The organism is Clostridium aromativorans (genome assembly GCF_020908015.1).
In the GTDB taxonomy this organism is placed as follows: Bacteria; Bacillota; Clostridia; order Clostridiales; family Clostridiaceae; genus Clostridium_B; species Clostridium_B aromativorans.
In genome coordinates, this window is sequence record NZ_JAJJPB010000013.1 from 74,186 (window position 1) to 95,149 (window position 20,964).

At 36.8% G+C, this 20,964-nt stretch carries 15 protein-coding genes and 2 other annotated features; of the genes, 12 read left to right on the plus strand and 3 right to left on the minus strand.

Features of this window, described 5'->3' with window-relative positions; genetic code table 11:
- Positions 1-202 precede the first annotated feature (202 nt).
- Positions 203-401: a binding site (T-box leader), on the plus strand.
- Positions 402-450: 49 nt separating this feature from the next.
- Positions 451-648: a binding site (T-box leader), on the plus strand.
- 113 nt (positions 649-761) lie between these two features.
- From LN736_RS11155 to LN736_RS11195, 9 genes are all read left to right on the plus strand, one after another.
- The gene (locus tag LN736_RS11155) at positions 762-926 is read left to right on the plus strand and encodes a hypothetical protein (RefSeq protein WP_179977541.1); all 165 of its coding nucleotides are present in this window, start codon (positions 762-764) and stop codon (positions 924-926) included.
- 183 nt (positions 927-1,109) lie between these two features.
- Complete coding sequence (locus LN736_RS11160; protein WP_150356111.1) at positions 1,110-2,180, plus strand: uroporphyrinogen decarboxylase family protein; 1,071 nt, start codon at positions 1,110-1,112, stop codon at positions 2,178-2,180.
- A 152-nt stretch (positions 2,181-2,332) separates the two neighbouring features.
- Positions 2,333-4,747 carry a VIT and vWA domain-containing protein gene (locus LN736_RS11165; protein ID WP_150356110.1) on the plus strand — a complete coding sequence of 805 codons (2,415 nt, stop codon included), beginning with the start codon at positions 2,333-2,335 and terminating at the stop codon, positions 4,745-4,747.
- A 346-nt stretch (positions 4,748-5,093) separates the two neighbouring features.
- Complete coding sequence (locus LN736_RS11170; RefSeq protein ID WP_229981549.1) at positions 5,094-6,488, plus strand: sigma 54-interacting transcriptional regulator; 1,395 nt, start codon at positions 5,094-5,096, stop codon at positions 6,486-6,488.
- 659 nt (positions 6,489-7,147) lie between these two features.
- Positions 7,148-8,446: a proline reductase-associated electron transfer protein PrdC gene (prdC, locus tag LN736_RS11175; protein WP_229981550.1), complete on the plus strand. Its 1,299-nt coding sequence runs from the start codon at positions 7,148-7,150 to the stop codon at positions 8,444-8,446.
- Between the two features lie 125 nt (positions 8,447-8,571).
- Complete coding sequence (prdA, locus tag LN736_RS11180; protein ID WP_229981551.1) at positions 8,572-10,344, plus strand: D-proline reductase (dithiol) proprotein PrdA; 1,773 nt, start codon at positions 8,572-8,574, stop codon at positions 10,342-10,344.
- Positions 10,344-10,790 carry a CBO2463/CBO2479 domain-containing protein gene (locus LN736_RS11185; protein WP_150356106.1) on the plus strand — a complete coding sequence of 149 codons (447 nt, stop codon included), beginning with the start codon at positions 10,344-10,346 and terminating at the stop codon, positions 10,788-10,790. Before prdA ends, LN736_RS11185 begins: the two co-directional genes overlap by 1 nt.
- 12 nt (positions 10,791-10,802) lie before the next feature.
- Positions 10,803-11,528, plus strand: coding sequence for a D-proline reductase (dithiol) protein PrdB (prdB, locus tag LN736_RS11190; RefSeq protein WP_150356105.1), 726 nt, complete (start codon positions 10,803-10,805; stop codon positions 11,526-11,528).
- Between the two features lie 110 nt (positions 11,529-11,638).
- Positions 11,639-12,886, plus strand: a complete 1,248-nt coding sequence (locus tag LN736_RS11195; RefSeq protein ID WP_229981552.1) for a glycine/sarcosine/betaine reductase component B subunit — start codon at positions 11,639-11,641, stop codon at positions 12,884-12,886.
- Between the two features lie 53 nt (positions 12,887-12,939).
- On the opposite strand, the gene LN736_RS11200 is transcribed toward LN736_RS11195, so the two are convergent.
- The 3 genes from LN736_RS11200 to LN736_RS11210 form a co-directional block, all read right to left on the minus strand.
- Positions 12,940-13,539: a hypothetical protein gene (locus tag LN736_RS11200; protein ID WP_150356103.1), complete on the minus strand. Its 600-nt coding sequence runs from the start codon at positions 13,537-13,539 to the stop codon at positions 12,940-12,942.
- A 361-nt stretch (positions 13,540-13,900) separates the two neighbouring features.
- A complete protein-coding gene (locus LN736_RS11205) occupies positions 13,901-15,166 on the minus strand; it encodes an efflux RND transporter periplasmic adaptor subunit (protein ID WP_150356102.1) in 1,266 nt (421 codons plus the stop codon).
- Positions 15,167-15,168: 2 nt separating this feature from the next.
- Positions 15,169-18,303, minus strand: coding sequence for an efflux RND transporter permease subunit (locus LN736_RS11210; protein ID WP_229981553.1), 3,135 nt, complete (start codon positions 18,301-18,303; stop codon positions 15,169-15,171).
- Between the two features lie 481 nt (positions 18,304-18,784).
- Between LN736_RS11210 and LN736_RS11215 the strand changes: the two genes are divergently transcribed.
- The 3 genes from LN736_RS11215 to LN736_RS11225 are packed head-to-tail and all read left to right on the plus strand — an operon-like array spanning position 18,785 to position 20,953.
- Positions 18,785-18,997 (plus strand): indolepyruvate ferredoxin oxidoreductase subunit alpha, encoded by a 213-nt coding sequence (locus LN736_RS11215; RefSeq protein ID WP_150356100.1) that lies wholly within the window; start codon positions 18,785-18,787, stop codon positions 18,995-18,997.
- A 2-nt stretch (positions 18,998-18,999) separates the two neighbouring features.
- A complete protein-coding gene (locus LN736_RS11220) occupies positions 19,000-20,136 on the plus strand; it encodes a 2-oxoacid:acceptor oxidoreductase subunit alpha (protein WP_150356099.1) in 1,137 nt (378 codons plus the stop codon).
- 1 nt (position 20,137) lies between these two features.
- Positions 20,138-20,953: a 2-oxoacid:ferredoxin oxidoreductase subunit beta gene (locus LN736_RS11225; RefSeq protein ID WP_150356098.1), complete on the plus strand. Its 816-nt coding sequence runs from the start codon at positions 20,138-20,140 to the stop codon at positions 20,951-20,953.
- Positions 20,954-20,964: the final 11 nt, after the last annotated feature.

A 20,964-nucleotide genomic window follows, 5' to 3' on the forward strand; every position in this document is an offset into this window, starting at 1 on the left:
TTCTTAAATAATTATCCAAAGTTTTATTGGTTACTGGGCAATCAGATCCATCACATCCCGCCGCATGCTCTGTGGAACTTCTTCTGTCGGCTTACCCATTGAACTTTATAATAAAGTGGTGGGGTTCGGATAGATAGAATTTTTTAAATTTTATAAAAAAGTATTGACTTATATGAACATATGTAGTAAAATTACATACAAATTAAAAACAAAGATAGGGATATGTAAATATGAATTATATTTTGAAGAGAGTGAGGAATGGTGGAAACTCATAAATATTTCATATTGAAAATCACCCTTGAGTTGTAGGCTGAAACAAGAGTAAGCTGTGCCGGTGCAAGCCGTTATGTAATTGAGTAAAAAATTGGGTGGTACCGCGAAACAGACTTCTCGCCCCAGGCAGAAGGACTGTTTTTTTTATAGTTTAAAATGGATGTAAAATTTTATATTTTAACAGCGAGGAAAGGGACATGTAAATGCGAAAAATATTTTAAAGAGAGTGAGGAATGGTGAAAACTCATAAATGCTTCGCATTGAAGATCACCCTTAAGCTGCAGGCTGAAACAAGAGTAAGCTGTGCCGGTGCAAGCCGTTATGTAATTGAGTAAAAAATTGGGTGGTACCGCGAACAGACTTCTCGCCCCAGGCAGAAGGACTGTTTTTTTTATTACCCTTGAGTTTTATATAAGATAGATATATTTTCATCTGGCCAGTGAAAATTTATATATTACCTATCAAAATATGTTAAAGGAGGATTTAAAATGTTTGATTCTAAAAAGTTTACTAAAGCTGATTTGCAAAAAAATGCTCAGGATAATTCTGTAATATACGAAAATACAAATTTCTACTATGAATATTTGAGAGATATGAAATCAGATGGTTTAAATGATAGCTGTGACTATTCTACAGTTTTTATGACATTCTAAATTACTTGATAATGACTTTAAATAATGGAGCTATAGCTCCATTATTTTTTGCTTGAAAATAGCGTATTTATAAATGTGATAGTATGTATATGAAAAATAAGGTTTATTTATCTTTATTGTTTATACTTAAGTTTATAATTAAAATATAATGTGAATTATAATAAAGGGTGTGGGGTGAAATTAATGGAAAATTTACTTTATAAAGATGAAATGACACCAAAAGAAAGAGAAACAGCCATAAGTTCTGGAAAGATGGCAGATCGTATTCAATGCTGCCCTTTTGTAGGTGAAGTGGGGGCAAAGTTTATCGGGGTTAAGATATCTGAATTATGCCATGATTATAAATTACTGGCCAAAAATGAAATAAATCTCTATAGAACTTTTGGATTTGACTCTGCAGGAGGAGGTCCCAATCTGTTTGGCATTGCGGAGGCCATGGGTACGGTACTGGCCTATCCTGATGATGACATGCCTTATGTAGATATACCCGTAGTGAAAGAGTATGACGATATAGATAAACTTAAACCAGCAGATCCACATAAGGATGGGAGACTTCCGCTGTTTTTAGAGGCTGCAAAAATAATAAATCAGGAAATAGGTAGAGAAGTTGATATCTCAAGCGACTTCGGAGGACCTTTTACTACGGCGGCATCTTTGAGGGGGGTTGATGTTTTTTTAAGAGACACGCTGAGAAATCCCGAATGGGTACATAAGCTCTTGAATATAGCTACAGAGAGCATTTTCAACTATATAGATGCAGTTTGTGATATAGGTGTAAAACCATGTATTTCTGAACCAGTAGCTTCTCTCACGGTAATCAGTCCCAGACAATTCAGGACTTTTGTCAAACCTTATCTGAAAAGATGTGTTGATAGAATAGTAGAAAAGTTTGGAAGTGCACCGACAATTCACATATGCGGAAATACAAAGGGAGTATGGCAAGATATAGCGGATACCGGAATACAGATGTTTAGTGTGGACAATGTGGTGGATCTGGAGGAAGTTAAGAGGTCCATTGGTGACCGAGTGGGATTAATGGGGAATGTGGAACCCATAGAGATAGTATGCAACGGAACTAAAGATGAAATTTTTCAGGAGGCTAGAAAATGTATTAGAAAAGCTTACGACAATCCCAAGGGATTTGTATTAAGTACTGGATGCAAGGTGCCTATGGCAACTTCCAGAGAAAATATTGAATTTCTCATGGATGCTGCCAGGACTTATGGGAAATATCCTATAGAAGATAATATTTAATATATTCAGCCTTTTTTAAACTTATTTTACTTTCAGTGTATATAATATTTTTTAAATAAATATGGTAAATATGATATAATAATATAAATAAAGTTGGATATTATATACAGTGTGTATTTGGATAAAATAAAGTTAAAAGGGGTAAGCATAAAATGTTCCAGTATATCAAGAGAAATAGAAGAAATGATGAGGGAATTCTGTTAAAAAAAGCTAATATTGTGGGAAACCTATGTGCCGGATATGGAGAGATTGTAGTAAACCAGTTATATCAAAATTGCAGTAATGAAGATATAGAGGGAGTTTACATATTCCCACTGCCAACTACAGCGGTTATTTCAGGATTTGAAGCAGAAATAGGAGGCAGAACCTTAAAGGCGGTAGTGGAAGAAAAAGATAAGGCCTTTCAAATCTATGAAAATGCCCGAATTCATGGAGATAGCATTTTTTCTCTGGAGGAGTTCAGTCCTCATTATTTTAAGATAGGCATAGGCAAGATAATATCTGGCGAAACTGTGAAAATAAGATTATCCTATGTGGAGGAATTAGATTATAAGGACAGCACTTTTAAACTTACAATTCCAGCAGTTTCAGAACCTAAGATAATAAAAAGCAGATCTAGAATTGAAACTTTAAAAGATAGCTTTGCAAATAGGTTTGGGATAAAAAGGCTGGGGGATGACTTTGAATTCAAGGTCAATATAATAGTTGAATCTCTGAGCAAAGTTGATTTCAGATGTCCTTATCATACCATAGATGTGGAAAGAGAGGGAGATACAGTAGCCAAGATAAGTCTGGATGAAAACTATCATTTTATTGATAAGGATTTTATACTTTTCATAGATGAAAGGGAAACTCTTGAGGCAGATGGGATGATATATGAGTACAAGGAAAATGATGAGGAAAAGGGTATAGTCTATATAAGGATGATGCCAAAACTAGATCCCTATGAGGACGAAGTAAAGGAAAATTATGTATTTTTAATTGACATTTCCGATACTATGAAAGGTGAGAAACTAGAACAGGCAAAGAATGCACTTCAGCTGTGCCTGAGAAATTTGTCTGAGGGGGATACTTTTGATATAATAGCCATGGGAGTTAAATTAACCAGTTTTTCCCAAAACGGATTGATAGAATTCAATGCCGATTCGTTGAGGGAGGCTTCTAAATGGATAGATGACCTTGATATAGAAAAGGATGCAGTTATATTTGAAGGTATAAAATATAGTCTGGAAAAAGAGGGTTCTCACAATACAATATTGCTTTTTACAGATGATCTGGTAGATGAGGAAGAAGAAATACTTGAATATGTAAAAGATAACATAGGTGACAACAGAATATTCGCTTTTGGTATAGATTCCTCCGCGAATAATTATTTTTTAAACAAATTGGCCCATGAGAGTTATGGGAAAGCCGAGTTTATAGATGCACATCAGAGAATTGAAGATATAGTACTTAGACAATTTAATAGGATCCAAAATCCACAAGTAGATAATATAAAGATTGACTGGGGAAAGCTGCAGGTGAAATCCTCTTATCCGAGAACTATTGACTATATGTACGATAGAGAACCATTTTCTATATTTGCCGATGTTTCTGGAGGAGTTGAAGGAAGAATAACTCTAATTGGAGAAGTTGATGGAAAAGAATATGTGAGAAAAATAGACATAGACAATTTCAATACAGAGGAAAATGCCAGTCTGTTAAAAAAAGTATGGGCGAGAAAAAAGATAAGGTCTTTAAAGATAAATATGAAATTTCAGCGTGGAGAAAAAAGAGAAGAAATGAGAAGAGAACTTATAGAGCTTTCTAAACAGAATGGGTTTATAAGTCCGGAAACCACTTTTATATTTATGGAACTTAGAGAGGAGCCAGTGCTTGGGATTCAACTTAAAAACATAATACCCATAAAGGTAAATGAAACTACATTGGGAGAGAAGATAGATGAAGATGTTGAGTCTGGATTCTGGTATAGGAGTTTTAATACTGAAGAAAATGAAAAAGAGTATTCAAGTGATAATAGATATTTGGATAAAAAGTATGCGAGAGAAAAGCTTCTTCGGGTAATTGCCAAAAATCAGTTTGCAGATGGTGCCTTTGTGGATTATGAAGACAGCAGTATAGAAGATAAGATAGAGACTACATCCATGGTCATGCTTGCTTTTATTACTGGAGATGAAAAAATAGATATATATGCGAATCAGTTGAACAAAGCTGCAGCTTTTATATGCAAAAGTTATTTTGAAGTGAATTTTGAAGTGAGATATGATATCATAAAGATGTCTATATTGGCATTGAATAAGATGAAAAGGAAAAAATTATTGAAGGATAAATATATAACACAAATAGACAAAACCATTGAAAAACTGTGTGAAGTACTTCATTTTAATGAGGAAACAAAACCTATGCTTAGAAATTTAATGAATAATTCTTTTAAAAGAAATTTGGCTTCACTATTTATGTTAAGTGAAGACGGTAGATGTATAGAAGAAAAGATCACCATAGTAGAAGAGAGAAATTCCATATTTGATATGGCAAAATTAGCCGTTCTAAAAACTTTCAATAAATAGGTTATAAAAGTAAATTACCAATATCAACTAATTAAAAAGCCTTTCTATAATCAAATTTAGAACGTCATTTGATCGATATTAATCGAACAGATGGCGTTTTTAGGTTGTAATAGAAAGAAGTTTTACTATGAGTAGATTGACATTATATTTTAATCAGAATAAAAGGTAAAAAGCAAAAAACTATTCTCTTCCTTTTTTTAAGGTAATAATTATTAATTGCTATAATTTAAAATTAAAAGATTAAAAAAAATGATAAACGTATACCGGATACCATAATTGAATTTGTTTTTCATTTAATGTAAGATGAAAAGTAGTTGAAGATATTTTGTAGAATGGAGAGATTAACATGGAGGACAGGGTGAAAAAAGTATATACTAAAAAAAAACTTATCAGCATAGATTACCGGATACTAAAACCTATTATGGATTGCATTTATGAAGCCGTCTGTGTAATAGACGAAAACGGAATTGTAGTTATCTGGAACAAGGCTGCAGAAAAATTATATGATATTAGTCAGGATCAGATTATAGGGAAAAGTATTGAGGAATTCTTTCCTGATGCAATTGTGAATAATGTCAGAAAAACCGAAGCCCCAATCGAAAATAAATATCATTCACCCAGAAAAGGCTCTCACATACTTGCAAGTTCAATGCCATTGTATATAGAAGGTGTTTTTAAAGGGGCAGTGTCAACAGACAGGGATTATGCAGAGGTAAAGAAATTATATGCGGAGCTTGAAAATGCAAATTCAAAGCTTATTTTTCTTGAAAATCAAGTGAAGAAGATTTCAGGAATTTTTGGTGATATTATAGGGAAAAGCCCTAATATAGTGAAAAAAATCGAAATGGCCAGACAAATTGCACCAACCCATGCAAGTGTCATGATTACAGGAGAAAGCGGAACAGGAAAAGAAGTTTTTGCCAGGGGAATTCATGAGTTAAGCGGAAGGACAGGCCTTTTTGTTCCAGTGAACTGCAATGCAATTCCTTCAGAACTTTTTGAAAGCGAGTTTTTTGGATATTGCTCAGGAGCTTTTACTGGTGCCAGTAAAAAAGGGAAAATGGGTATATTTGAGATAGCAAATGGAGGTACTGTTTTTCTAGATGAAATAGGAGATATGCCTTTGCACATGCAGGCAAAGCTGCTTAGAGTACTCCAGGAAAGGGAAATTGTGAGAGTTGGAGGAGAAAAGAATATTAAGCTTGATTTAAGAGTAATATCAGCAACTAATAAGGATTTAAGAAAAATGGTAGAGCAAAACAACTTCAGAGAAGATTTATTTTACAGGCTAAATGTTGTGGAAATTAACCTTCCTCCCCTTAGAGAGAGAAAAGGAGATATTCCGATTTTCATAGAACATTTTATTAAAGAGTTTTCATCAGCAAATTCGAAGCCTATAGTGAAAATTCAAAAAGAAGCTTTGAGTATTCTTAATGAATACAGGTGGCCGGGCAATATAAGGGAACTTATGAATGTTATTGAACGTATTATTGTTACAACAAAAAATGGGGTTATACAAAAAAGTTCTACTCCAGAGTATATTGTCTCGGAATTAAAGAAAAATGGCCGCCGCAAAGAATATCCACTGGATTTAACCAAAGCTATAGAGGAACTTGAAACAGATAGTATAATAAAAGCTTTGAAATTAACAAAAAATAATAAATCAAAGGCGGCAAGCCTGCTGAATATACCAAGAACTACCTTATATCATAAATTGCAAGAGTATAAAATAAAGTGTTGAAAAAATCCCGCAAGGAAGGACTTTCTTATATAGAAAAATCCCCAATGCTATATCCGGTAGTATAGAATTCCATGGCTTCACCATCTTCCTGCAAAAAGAACAAATGGCAAAGAAAAAGACCACTCTAAATGAATGGTCTTTTTTGTATACACATACCAGATAATTTATCACTTACTGTTAATGAGTCCACTTTTTTGTATTTTGTTTATGGTGGAGTTAATTATAAACAGCGTCAAATTTTCGAACTATGTGTATTAATATTGACACTTTGTTTTTATTTCGTTGAAAGCAGCAGCAGCAATATGTTCAAGAAAATAATCGGAATATGCTAAAAAAATATTGTATGGATTTGGACAAATTTTTAACGAGCAAGAGTTTTTTCCTGTATATAAAAAATATAGTGGTAAGGTGAAAAATTGTTGATTTTGCAATGGTTTACATATAAAAGTATCTTTTTAGATGGATTTTTATGTGGGTTGGCACGCGAATTGCTGTTAAATAATAATGTAAAAGGTAAGTGCTCTAATTCAGAGTTAATTTTTTATCAAGTATATTATGTATGGAATGAGTAAATGTAAGTGTAAAAAAATCAAAAAAACAGAGAAATGTATGACAATTTATACAATTATCTGCTTTTTTCAGAAAGTAGGTGAATAGTCGTGGATTTTGTTTTTCCACTCAAGCAGCACGTTGGAGCTCCATCCGAAGCGCTGGTTCAGGAAAATGATTTTGTAAAAAGAGGTCAGATTATAGCAAAAAAACCACAGGGAGCATTGGGAACCAATATTTTCTCCAGTATAGATGGCAGAGTGAAAGCTGTTGATACAGATGGGATTGTGATTGAAGAATTGGAGACAGATTTTACAAAATACATACCTTTGCAAGGTGCAACACCAAGAGAGCTTATTGAAGAATCGGGAATTGTAGGATTAGGTGGTGCTGGATTTCCGACTTCTGTGAAACTGAATCTCCATTTTGAAGGAAAAGGAACTGTCATCGTTAATGCAGCTGAATGTGAACCAATTTTGTCACACAATATAACACGAATCCAAAAGGAACCGGAAAAGCTTTTGGATGGACTGTCCATTGTCATGAAGCTTGTCAATGCCGAAAAAGGGATTGTGGCTGTGAAAGGAATCCATAAAGAAGCCATTGAAAAACTGGAGAAGGCAAATACAGACGGCAGGGTTTCCATTCATGCACTGGATAATATTTATCCCATGGGTGAAGAGCGTGCAATTGTAAGAGAGACGCTTGGAATCCTTCTGGAGCCGGAACAGCTTCCCATGGCAGCGGATGCAGTAGTCATTAATTCAGAAACTACATTTCGTATTCGGGAAGCGGTAGAAGACAAAAAGCCGCTCATCGACAAGGATGTGACCGTAGGTGGAAAGCTAAGGGAAAATGCATCTATTCATGTATTACTGGATGTTCCGCTTGGAATAAGTGTAGCAGGGGCCTTGGAAAGGGCAGGAGGACTTGGCGACGAATACGGTGAGCTTATTATGGGAGGTCCGTTTACCGGCAAGAGGACTTCTTTGAAGGCACCGATTATCAAGACAACTGGAGGAATTATTGCAGCTGAGAATTTTATGCCGGGACCGCCAAAGATAGGGCTTTTGGTCTGTGCCTGCGGTGCAAACAAAGAACGTCTTGAAGAACAGGCATCAAGTATGGGCTCCAAGGTAGTGGGAGTTGAGTACTGCAAGCAGGCAAAACAAGTTAAAAATACCCGAAAATGTGAGAATCCGGGGAAATGTCCGGGACAGGTACAAAAGGTGCTGGCATTGAAGAAGTCAGGAGCACAGGCTGTGCTCATCAGCAACTGTACAGACTGCACCAATACTGTAATGTCCTGTGCGCCACAGCTGAAATTACCGGTTTATCATTGTACTGACGGTGCGCTGCGGGCTGTTAATTACAGGATGATAAGAAGATTCAGAAGAGAAGAAGAATAAGGAGGAATTAAAAATGCCTATAGTTAAAATCATTTGCTTATCATTGTACTGACGGTGTGATTGTGCGCTGTTAATTGCAAGATGATAAGAAGATTTAGAAAATAAGAGCAGGGAGGAATCAAAAAATGTCTATTACAAAAGAAACATTGCAGAAGCACTTGAAAGATCCTGCAATATTTTGCTGCAGAAGAGAAAAAGGCTTGGTCATAAGTGCAGCAGATCTGGAAGATCCAGAATTATTTGACGATATGCAGGATGCGGGTCTCCTAAAATTGAGTCCGGATGGTCTGCGTATTGAGCAGGTAATCGGAAGTACACTGACGGAGGATGTTGAGGCCCTTACACCGATTACAAAAGATGTACTTGATAAGATCAATGAGGTAGAAGAAGTAAAAGAAGTAGATGAATCTGAAGCACCACAGAAAATCGAAAAGGTTTCGGAAATCCAGTCAGTAGGAGGTAATGGAATGATTCACATTGAAATTGGAAAGGCAGAAAAATTTGAAGGTTTAAAGCTGGATGTACCAGTATTTGCCGGAGCAGCACCTGCAGTACCTGTTGAAGAGGCAGAGAAAATTGGAGAGAAAAAGGTCATTCATAAGCTTGTGAAAAAGCACATTAAAATTTCAGATGTAAAGCTCGGTAGCAAAACTTTCATTAAAGATGGTGTTATTACTATTGATGAAGACATTGTTAAGAGTGCAGTAAAAGAAGATGTGCTGTGCAAGAGGCTTAAGTTGGACGTTATTCATCCAGATGAAAGGCATATCTATACAGATACAATCATGGATGTTTGCCCAATTGCTACAAAAGTTGAAGGGGAGCTTGGCGAAGGTATCACAAAGGTTGCTGATGGTGTTGTATTCATGCTTACCGGTGTAGATGAAGACGGCGTGCAGATTCATGAGTTTGGTTCCTCCGAAGGATATCTGGATGAGAAGATGTATTTCGGACATCCGGGATGCGCAGATGAAAATGATATTATTATCCGTTGCCATGCAGTTGTTCAAAGACTGTCAGGCATGACAAGACCAGGTCCATTTGCTGCACATAAATGCCAGGACCACATTATTCAGGCAGTTCGTGATGAGCTCAAAAATTATGAAGGTGAAGTTGTTCGTGAAGAAATCTGTGAAGACGTGCGTAGAGAAGGAAATCCCCGTGTAGTATTAGTAAAAGAAATTATGGGACAGGGAGCTATGCATGATAATATTATCTGCCCGAGAGAGCCTTCCGGAGTTCTTGGTGGACAGAAGAATGTAGACTGCGGTAATGTTCCAATTATATTAACGCCAAATCAGGTAAGAGACGGATCCATACATGCATTGACTTGCATTGGACCTGCAACAAAAGAAATGACGCGTCATTACATCAGAGAACCTCTGGTAGAAGGTCTGGCAAAAGATGATGAGCTGGATCTGGTAGGTGTTATCTTTGTTGGATCACCACAGGTTAACGATGAAAAACTCTGGGTATCCGAAAGACTTGGTTCTATGCTTGAATCACTGGATCTTGATGGAGCCATCATCACAACAGAAGGTTTTGGAAATAACCATATTGATTTCATTCAGCACATTGGCCAGGCAGGAAAGAGAGGTATCCCGGTAGTTGGTGTATCCTTCTGTGCATATCAGGGTCAATTGGTAGTTGGTAATAAATATGCTACAGCAATGGTTGAAGAAAACATGGATAAGGGCGGATTTGAAAATGATATTGCAGGCTGCTCATGTGTAACTCCAGAAGTAGCTGCACGTGCAATCCAGATGCTGAAGAATAAAATGGAGGGCGTGGAAATCAAACCTGCTGAAAAGAAATGGAACAATGATGTTATTAATGCAAACAACAAGATTTTAGGGCTCCCAGAAACAAAACTTGTTGAAAGTGGAACATTGCATTAATGGATTATGATTATATAATTAATCCCGTGAAAATGGGAGGACTTGTGAAAGAGTTGTCTGAAGATCAGGTAAAGGTTCATCTTCATGGCCGTTTGGGAGTTATTACGGTTCCAAAGCGTCTGATTATGAGCGATGAAGCTCTGGTCATCGGTCATGAGCTTGAATTTTATTTCAGCTATATTCAGGTGGTGGAAGAACCATATGATTATGACTGCTCGGATATGAAAACGGATCATGAGATAACTCCATGCTTACTGGGAGGGAAAATAACACAGGTAAATGATACTGCCATAGAGGTGGCAATAATGAATAATCTGGGAACCATAGGAGTGCCGCGACGTTGGGCATTTACACCAGTTACAATGGAAGAGGGACAGAATGTGGAGTTTTATTTCAGTTGTTTGAAAGTGATTGGCAAACGGGATATCCCAGCAAAATCAATTTAAGGAGGAAAAACAATGAGTTTAACAACAAAAAAAGGAATGCAATCCGAGATCTTTGTACCGGTTACACCGAAACCAGTATTTACAGAATTGAAAAAACCATTAAATGAGTGCAAGGTTGCTTTTATTACAGCAGGTGGAATTCATAAAAAAGACCAGACACCATATAATACATCTGGTGATTTCTCTTATCGTGTAATTCCATTTGATACGCCGTCTGATCAGTTGATGGTAACGCATGGCGGATTTGATAACTCCGATATCAATAAAGACGTTAATGCTATGTTTCCAATAGATCGTCTTCATGAACTAGTAGACGAAGGATTTATTGGCTCTCTGCCCAAGGAGACTTATACATTCATGGGCGGCGGTGGAAATGTTGAAAAATTCAGAAATGAGACAGGTCCGGAAATTGCCCGAAAGTTAAGGGAACAGGGTGTAGATATCGTTCTTTGCACAGGTGGATGCGGAACCTGCCATCGTTCAGCAACAATTGTTACCAGATGCTGCGAAGAAGCAGGCATGAGCTGTTGCGTAATTGCTGCACTGCCTCCTATTGCAAGACAGCAGGGAGCACCTAGAATTACAGCTCCTCATGTGCCAATAGGATCAAATGCCGGCGAACCAAACAATGTGGAAATGCAGACAGCAATCGTAAAAGAATCTCTGGAATGGGTTCGTGATTGTCCAAGTTTTAATCAGACAAAAGTATTGCCTTACGAATACCGTCATAACGTATAAATCTGTTTTATTAAAATACTACAAAGAGGCTTGCCATATTATGGCGAGCCTCCTTGTGTAAATTTCGTTATAGATACAGAATAAGGAATTATGTAGAATGGAGGTATATTATGGGGCTGGGGCCAAGTATTAAAATGACAACACTGCATCACTTCCGGTGTCCGGTAACGGAGGCACTTTCAAAGGAAAAAGATATTGAATTCACAGGTATTATTGTAGATGGTGTATCCGAAGTCTGCGATGACAAAATTTATACGGCAAAACGGGTGGCTGATATAGCACAGGTTATGCGTGCAGATGCTGCAATTGTTGCAATTGATGGATGGGGAAATCATCATGTGGATTTTGTCAATGTAATTGAGCAGCTCGGTATACGGGGAATTCCCAGTGTTGGACTCAGCTATATCGCCCAGCAGGGACGGCTTGTCTGCACCAACAGCTACGTGGACTGTGTCATAGATTTTAATAAAAGTGAATCCGGATATGAATCCTGCGTTGTGGGAGAGAACAATCTGACGGATTATGACGCAATGAAGGCTGTTGCACTGGTGAAAAATAAGCTCCGGAAAGCCGGAAAACCGCTGGATACGGCACCGGATGAACAGGAACAGAATCTCCGCAGGCTGACCCGCAAAGTATTTCACATTAATGAAGTCCATTTGGGTGATAAGACAGAGATTGACCATAGTGTGCTGACTATACGAAAGGGAATTGAAAAGAGTCTTATTCAATCGGAACCCAGGATCAAGGATATCAAGGTCAGCATTATTGAGCCGGGAAATTATGATATATTTGTCAATTCAAATTTGGACTACTCTCCCATTGCCTGCAAGGTGCGGGGAGAACTGGGGGAGGGCGTTACGCATTTGCTTTCAGGAATAACCGTCATGATAACTGGTGTTGAGGATAAGAGCGGATTTCAGCCCTGCAATATTGGTTCTTCAGAAGGAATACTGAAAAATCAGGTTGTATTGGACCGTGCTGGCACGCCAAAGTCAACTGATTATATCTTTCATGTTGATGTGCTGTTTGAAGAGGGTGAAGGAAGAACGGCAGAAGGTGTTATGGCGGGACATCGGGCAGCAGACCGGATTGTCCAGGAAATCCGGAAGGCACTTGTGAATCTGGATAATATGCCCTATACAAGAGAAGAGTTCAACGATGTTATGCGGCCGGGCAAGCGTAAAGTTATCCTTGTAAAGATTGTATCCGCTCTGGGAAATATGTATGATACTGCCATGTTCCCGTATGAGCCGGGGGGGTTCCTTGGGTCTCACAATATGAGGGATTCCAAAAGCATACCATATGTGATTACACCAAATCAATGCAGAGATGGAGTTATTCATTCACTAATGTAAGGGGTCTGACCCCCTTACATTTTTTGTAAGGGGGTCAGACCCCTTACATTTTTTTAAAAATTGCTGCGAAGAAGAGCAGCAATTTTATCAATAGGTATATCTGCTATGGTACCACTGTTTGTATCTTCGGGGCATGGGTTGGATTCTGAATTACAATTGTCAGCTGAAGAATAGGGATCGCTGGAGATATCTAAATTATCATTGAAATTAGTTCTTGTTTGATAAACTGGAGATGGGCATGATTTAATTGCAAGTCTTATAAAATAATTATTTACTCCTAATAATGTTCCAGTAAAATTATATCTGCAGGAATCCCCACCAGTTGTATATACAGTTACTGTCTTTCCTATATATTTTTTTAAGTTATCTATAAAACTAATGGATCTTATACTAGTGCGGCTATTAGAATGATGTTTTTCATGGTTGCTGTAAGATGAATTGTTAACTCCAACAATAGAAGTATTTTCAGATAGGTTATTTAAGGTGTTTTCATCATTTGAATTTGTAGTATTACTTTCTTCTTGATTTTCATCTATGTCTGTGGGATCATAATTTTTAATTGATCTTTCATCGTCAATATAATAGCTTTCATCGTTAATGTCTTTGATATTTGAACGCTGTCTTCTAGAATGACTTCTGTGGTGTCTGCTCAATATACTTCAACTCCTTTCCATAAATAATAGGAAATTACCATATTTTATATGGTGAACCACATTGCTAACATTTTAATTTCTTTTAAAGTTAGGAGTAAGCAATGTTTTACTTTTGAATGATTTACTTTAAGATTCAGATGGAGAAATACTCACTCCACCTGAACTTAAAGAGAACTTGATATTTAGGCATCACCTTTTTAATGGTGCCATTTTTGAATGTAAGGTACAGGATTCTAGTCTTAATTTATAATATGATTTAGAGTTAATTTGTGACATTAATTTTAAAATTTAAGAAAATATAATAAAAGACATGAACCATTTTAGCTGGTTCATGTCTTTTAAATCTGTTTATAATTTTAAGTTAATTTAAAACTTTAACCTTGTCACCATCATTGAGGAAAGTCAATCCACCCAATACTATGTTGTCTTCTGGATTTATTTTTGAAGATACTATTTCAGTGTTTTTATCATCTGAAAGTCCCGTATTTACAGATACTTTCTTTATTTTGCTATTTTTTACTGTATATAGATAAGAAACTCCATTTTCAACTTTTATGGCCTCGTTGGGCACTACAAGTATATTATCCTTCCTTTTATCGGCAAATGATATTTTAGAAAACATACCTGGTTTTAAACTGCCATCAGAATTGTTTATTTTTATTTTAACCAGATATTTTTGAGTTTTGCTGTCTATGTTGGAAGATATATTGTCTATAGTGCCGGAGACCTTCTTGTTTTTGGCAGAGGGAATAGTTATATCTATGGATTGTCCTACCTTAATTTTGGAAAGCATGCTGTCAGGTAAGCTGACCTTTGCAATAGTTGAACTTAAGTCCAGTATGGTTATGGATGGTTCTGCCGTGGGAGAAATTTCTCCTTCATGGATATTTACAGCTGATACAATTCCAGAAAGAGGGGATTTGATTATAGTATCGTCAATTTGGGACTGAATTGATTTAACACCGGCTTCTGCTTGATCTACTTGAGCTTGGGCAACTGCAACTGATTCAGGACCAACTTTTTGTTTTAATAAATTTAAATTCTGCTGTGCAGCAGATAATGCAGCAGATGCAGTGTTTAATTTTGTACTGGCATTGTCTAAATCTTGCTTTGCCACGGCACCGGCAGAATACAGACTTTTGGTTCTATCGTAGTTGGTCTTTGCATCATTGTAATTTATCTGTGCTGTTTTTAAAGATTGTTGGGCTTGTACTACAGGCTGTTCAACTCCGGAACTCTGGGTTTTATTTAAATTGGCGTTGGCGGAATCTACACCTGCCTGTTGCTGTTCCAGCTGAGCCTGCAGCGAACTTGAATCAAGGGTAAACAGTATGTCACCGTTTTTTACTGAACTGCCCACTTTTACATTTAAATTTTGGATTTTGCCAGGTGTTTTAGGAGATATAGAAACTTGCTTATCTACATCCAATTCTCCAGGATAATCTACAGTCGTAGATATGGAACCGAGTTTTGCCTGAATTACTTTTACGTTTTTAATTTGATTCTGAGATTCTGTTTTTTTATTTTTAATTATATTGTGAACTATGGCAAATACCATTAAAGCTATTAATACAAGCAATACTATTTTCCATATAATTTTTTTGGATTTAAAAATATTAGGCTTCATAATTATACCTCCTCAATTTCTACATGTTTTTTCTTTTTGAATATGTGGTTCTTTAAATCATCCATCAATGTATAAACTATAGGCAATATTATAGGGGTAAAAATAGTGGAAGCAATCATACCTCCAATAACTATAACGGACATACTTGATTTCATTTCACTGCCTTCTCCTATGGAAAAAGCGGAAGGAAGCATACCCACAATCATAGTTGCAGAAGTCATTATGATAGGTCTTAATCTTCTTTCACCGGATTCTATTAGAGCTTCTCTTAAATTCTTTCCACGTTTCATGAGTGTATTTGTATAGTCAATTAGGAGAGTGCCGTTTTTAGATGCCAGACCATCTAACATTATAAGTCCTATCATGGACATTATATTTAAAGTTTTTCCTGTGATGGCCAATATACCAAAGGCTCCAATTAGGGCGCAGGGCAGAGATATCATTCTTATAAAAGGGGTGAGGAATGATTCGTAGAGCACAACAAGTATCATATAAATTAAAACTAATGAAATAATCAATGCTTCTATAAGAGATGTAAAGCTGTCTGCCATATCCTCCTGATTTCCGCCAAATTTGATCTCGTATCCGTTCGGCATGGAAAATGACTTCAATTTTTTAGATAGAATTTTATTTACCTCTCCAAGAGTTTTTCCCTGGATATTTGCAGATATGGTAACTACGTCTTGTCTGTCCTCTCTTGATATGGACTGTGGACTATCTGCTTTTACTACAGTGGCAATTTCATTTAGTGGTATAGATGTACCTGATTGATTGAGTACATTTATAAATCCTATATCTGACGGAGTTTTTATGTCTCCATCCTGAAATTTTACTGTTATATCATAGTCATTTCCATTTGTTCTGTATATACCGCCGGAGGAACCCTGAATTGCCATTCTGAGTACTGATGATATGTCCGATGTGGATATTCCATACTGGGAAGCAGCCAATTTGTCTATTTGCACCCTCAATTCACTTTCACTGACTTTAGAGGAATTGCTTACATCTGTAATTCCTGGAGTGTTTTTAACTATGTCTTCAACTTTGCTGGATATTTCATTTATTGTATCAGTATCCTTACCTAATATTTGGATTGATATGGGTTTGGAACTTCCGGTTCCCGTATCGGATTCAGTTACAGAAAAATCTGTTCCGGATAGAGAAGAAGCACCCCAGTTTCTAACCTCTTTTGCTACCTCCGATTGAGATTTTTTTCTTTCGCTTTTGGGTTTAAGTTCTACATATATGCTTGCGGAGTTTGTATTGCCTCCTCCTGTTATACTGCTTATATCAGAGCCTATAGAAGAATAATACATGGATACTTCGGGAACTTTATGAAGGCGATCCTCAACTTGTTTAACAGCTTTATCCATTTGATTTAAGGTAGAGCCTGAATCAAAAGTCATATTTATGGTAAACATACTCTGATCCGTAACTGGCATGAGTTCAGTACCAATGGCACCCGCTGGTATCAGCAAAATGCTGCCTACTAGGCCTGCTATGCTGAGTAAAAGCACTCTTTTTCTGTGATCCAGACACCATATAAGGGCCTTCTTATATACCACAGTTACGTTATCTATGGAAGAGGAAATTGCATTGAAAATCTTGTATAACCTGCCCTTCTTGAATCTTTCCAGCCTTTCAGAGGATAACTTGCGTCTGTCATCTACTTTGCCAAAGAATCTGGATGCCAGCATAGGAGTTATTGTGAAGGATACAAACAGGGAAAACAATGACGCAACAGCTATAGTAAGACCAAATTCCTTGAAAAATTGACCTACCATACCAGATATAAACGCCACAGGAGTATATACAACTACATCGCAGAGGGTTATTGCAATGGCTGCAAGTCCTATTTCCATACGTCCATCTATGGCAGCGGATTTTGGATCCTTTTTCATGGCCAGATGCCGCTGTATGTTATCCAGTACAACAATAGAATCGTCCACAAGGATACCTATGCAGAGAGATAGTGCCATTAGAGACATCATATTCATGGTAAATTTAAGAACGTACATCATGAAGAAAGTGGATACAAGGGAGGTTGGTATTGCCACTAGAACTATGAGTGAAGATTTCCAGCTCCTTAAAAATATCAATAGTACTATAGCTGTTGTAAATATACCTTCTAGTAAAGTATGTTTTATCTGGGAAAGAGAAGACTTTATAAATGTAGTGCTGTCATAGGCAGTTTCAAGCTTAATGCCACTTGGCAGCTGCTTTTTAATTTTCTCAAGTTCCGCCTTTATATTGTCTACGGCCTCTACTACATTTGCATCACTTTGTTTTTGAACACTTATTCCTATAGTGTTTTTACCGTTGATCCTCATATGCTGATTTTCTTCAGGATATTCCAGGTTGATATCTGCTATGTCAGAAAGACGAACTGTACCTCCGGCGGAAGTGGGTATCAATAAGTTCCTGACTTCATCTATATTTTGAAATTCACTCATAACTCTTACGGATTGATTTAAATTTTCCTGTTTTATCTGTCCGGCAGGAATATTTATATTGTCAGCCTGCAATTTTGAAATCAGTGTATTTGCATTTACACCGTTGAATTCCATGGCAGATTTGTTCAACTTTATTATAAGCTGTTTTTTTTGTATTCCCTGTAGAGTTACATTTCCAACACCCTGCACTTTTTGAAGAGATTCAACTATATTATTTGCCTCATTGTAGAGTTCATCCTGGGATACATTCCCTGATATGGACAGCATCAATACGGACATGGAATTTGTATCTATTTTAAATAATACAGGCTTGTCCGCATTTTTGGGAAGTTGAGATTGGGCATTGTCTATGGCCTTTTGTACGTCTAAAAAGGCTGTGTTCATATTTGCGCTGCTTTTAAAGGTTATAATAGTTTGTCCGATTCCTTCTCTGGATGTAGATTGAATTTTATCAATGCCGCTTATACCTGAAACGGCATTTTCAATGGGTTTTACTACATCACTTTTGATGTCCTCAGCACTGGCACCGGCATATGTAGTGGATATAGAGATTATAGGCACATCGATAGATGGCAGAAGATCCGCCCCAATGTGGGTGTAGCCAAATATACCAAGACCTAATAGGAAAAGTATTAACATCGTTATTGCAGCTGGCCTCTTTACGGATAATTCTGTTAGATTCATTTTAGCCTCCTTTGTGAAGTTATTTGATTTCGGTAATTGTATTTTTAAGGATATAATTACTATATTTTAAAGATACAATTACTATATTATATAGGTTAAATTATAAATGTATGTATATAAAAATTCAAGAAATGATAACAAAATTTATACAATATTAATGTGGACTTAAAATGTATAGAACTTATCAATTTTAATTTTGAAAAATGAAAGAACATCCAGCGCGTTTAATACAGTATAAGTAAATTTTGACGCTAAACTTGTATTTTTCAGTAAAAATGCTCTTATTGATACTGATAATGAAGTTGAAAATTCAAAAAGAGTGTGATATACTAAACATAATTTAGTGGAAGCTATTTTCATATGGTGGAAATAAAATAAAACTTGCAATTGTATGCGGTTTTATAAAATTCAAAAAATTTATTTTAAAAAGTAATTTAGCCAATAAGGGCAATATAAGAATTTATGTTTTTGAAAAGAGGTAATGTTTAAATTGATTAGCGTAGAAGATGATGTGCATCTGAAGCTTGAAAAAAATTGGTGCAAGGGCTGTGGAATATGCGTGGAATTCTGCCCTAAAAGTGTACTGATTTTAAAAAATGGGAAGGTTTCAATTGCAGATGAGGATAAATGTATAAAATGCGGCCTATGCGAACTGCGCTGTCCTGATTATGCAATTTTTTTGGGAGGTAAATAAAGATGGGAAACAATATTAAACTGCTGCAGGGAAATGAAGCTTGTGTAGAAGGAGCAATTGCAGCAGGAATGCGGTTTTACTCAGGATATCCGATAACACCTTCTACTGAAATAGCAGAACTTTCAGCTAAAAGATTACCTATGGTGGGAGGAAAATTTATTCAGACAGAGGATGAAATAGCAGGGATGGCTGCGGCTGTAGGTGCTTCACTTACAGGAGTAAAATCAATGACAGCTACAAGCGGGCCTGGGTTTTCGCTAAAGCAGGAAAATATAGGCTATGCAGCAATGGCCGAAATACCCTGTGTAATTGTAGATGTACAGAGGCACGGCCCTAGCACGGGGCTCCCAACGTCACCATCCCAGGGGGATGTAATGCAGGCAAGGTGGGGCACTCATGGAGATCATCCAATAATAGTGATAACACCCTCTTCAGTCAAAGAAACTTTTGATTTAACAGTCAGGGCTTTTAATCTTTCAGAAAAATATAGAACACCCGTCATATTATTAATGGATGAAATTGTGGCCCATATGAGAGAGGGAATCGAAATTCCTGAACCGGAAAATTTAGAGATTATCAACCGCAAAAAGCCTCAAAAAGGTGATGAGGATTATTTGCCTTACCATGTTAAAGAAGGGGAGCTTGTTCCTCCTATGGCAGTTTTTGGAGAAGGATTCAGGTTTAATGTTACAGGACTTGTTCATACTGAATCAGGGTTCACAACTAACAGCACTGAAGTAGCTGATGTTCTCTGTAATAGGCTTTTAAAGAAGATTGAAGACAATATAGATGATATTGTAACCTATGATGAACTCTATATGAAAGATGCCGAAACTGTAGTGATTTCCTATGGAGGGACAGCAAGAAGCGCCAGAAGTGCAGTAAAACAGGCAAGAAAAAGCGGCCTAAAAGTTGGATTGTTCAGGCCCATAACTATCTGGCCTTTTCCGGAAAAGGCAGTTAAAGAACTTAGTAAACAGGCTAAGAATATAATTGTAGCAGAACTTAACCACGGACAGTTAGCTCTGGAAGTCGAGAGAATTGTGAAGAACAAATCGAGTATTTTTAAAATAGGAAAGATCAACGGTGAAGTTATTACCCCCCAGGAAATACTATCTAAAATCAGGGAGGTAATTTAAAATGGCTAGTACACTGGTTGAAAATTATTTAAGAATGGAAAATTTACCGCATATATGGTGCCCGGGATGCGGACATGGGATATTGATGAGAGCTATTATACAGGCCATAGATAATTTAAAACTGGACAAAAATAAAGTATGTATTGTATCTGGAATAGGCTGTTCTTCAAGAGCTGTAGGATATATGGATTTTAACACACTCCATACTACTCACGGCAGGGCATTGGCTTTTGCCACGGGAGTGAAACTGGCAAATCCAGAGCTTGAGGTTATTGTAATTTCAGGAGACGGTGATGCTGCAGCTATTGGAGGGAATCATCTGATTCATGCGGCCAGGAGAAATATTGACATTACAACGGTTATTTTTAACAACAATATCTATGGAATGACCGGCGGACAGTATTCACCAACTACACCGAGGGGTGATAAGGGAACTACTGCACCTTATGGTACAGTTGACAAACCTTTTGATATTCCGCAGCTCGCTGTAGGTGCAGGAGCAACTTATGCAGCCAGAGGTACTGTTTATCATACGAAGCAGTTGATTTCTCTTATAGAGAAAGGTATCCGGAATAAGGGGTTTTCATTAATAGAGGGTGTGAGCATATGCCCTACATACTATGGAAGAAAAAATAAAAAGGGTTCTGCTGTAAACATGATGAAATGGCAAAGAGATAATGCTGTAAGCATTGATGCAGCAAAAAATCTTTCACCAGAAAAACTTGAAGGGAAGTTTTTAATCGGTGAGTTTAAAAACACTACAGAACCTGAGTATACTGAAGAATATCAGAAAATAATAGATAGATTTGTAAAATAAGTAATTTATAA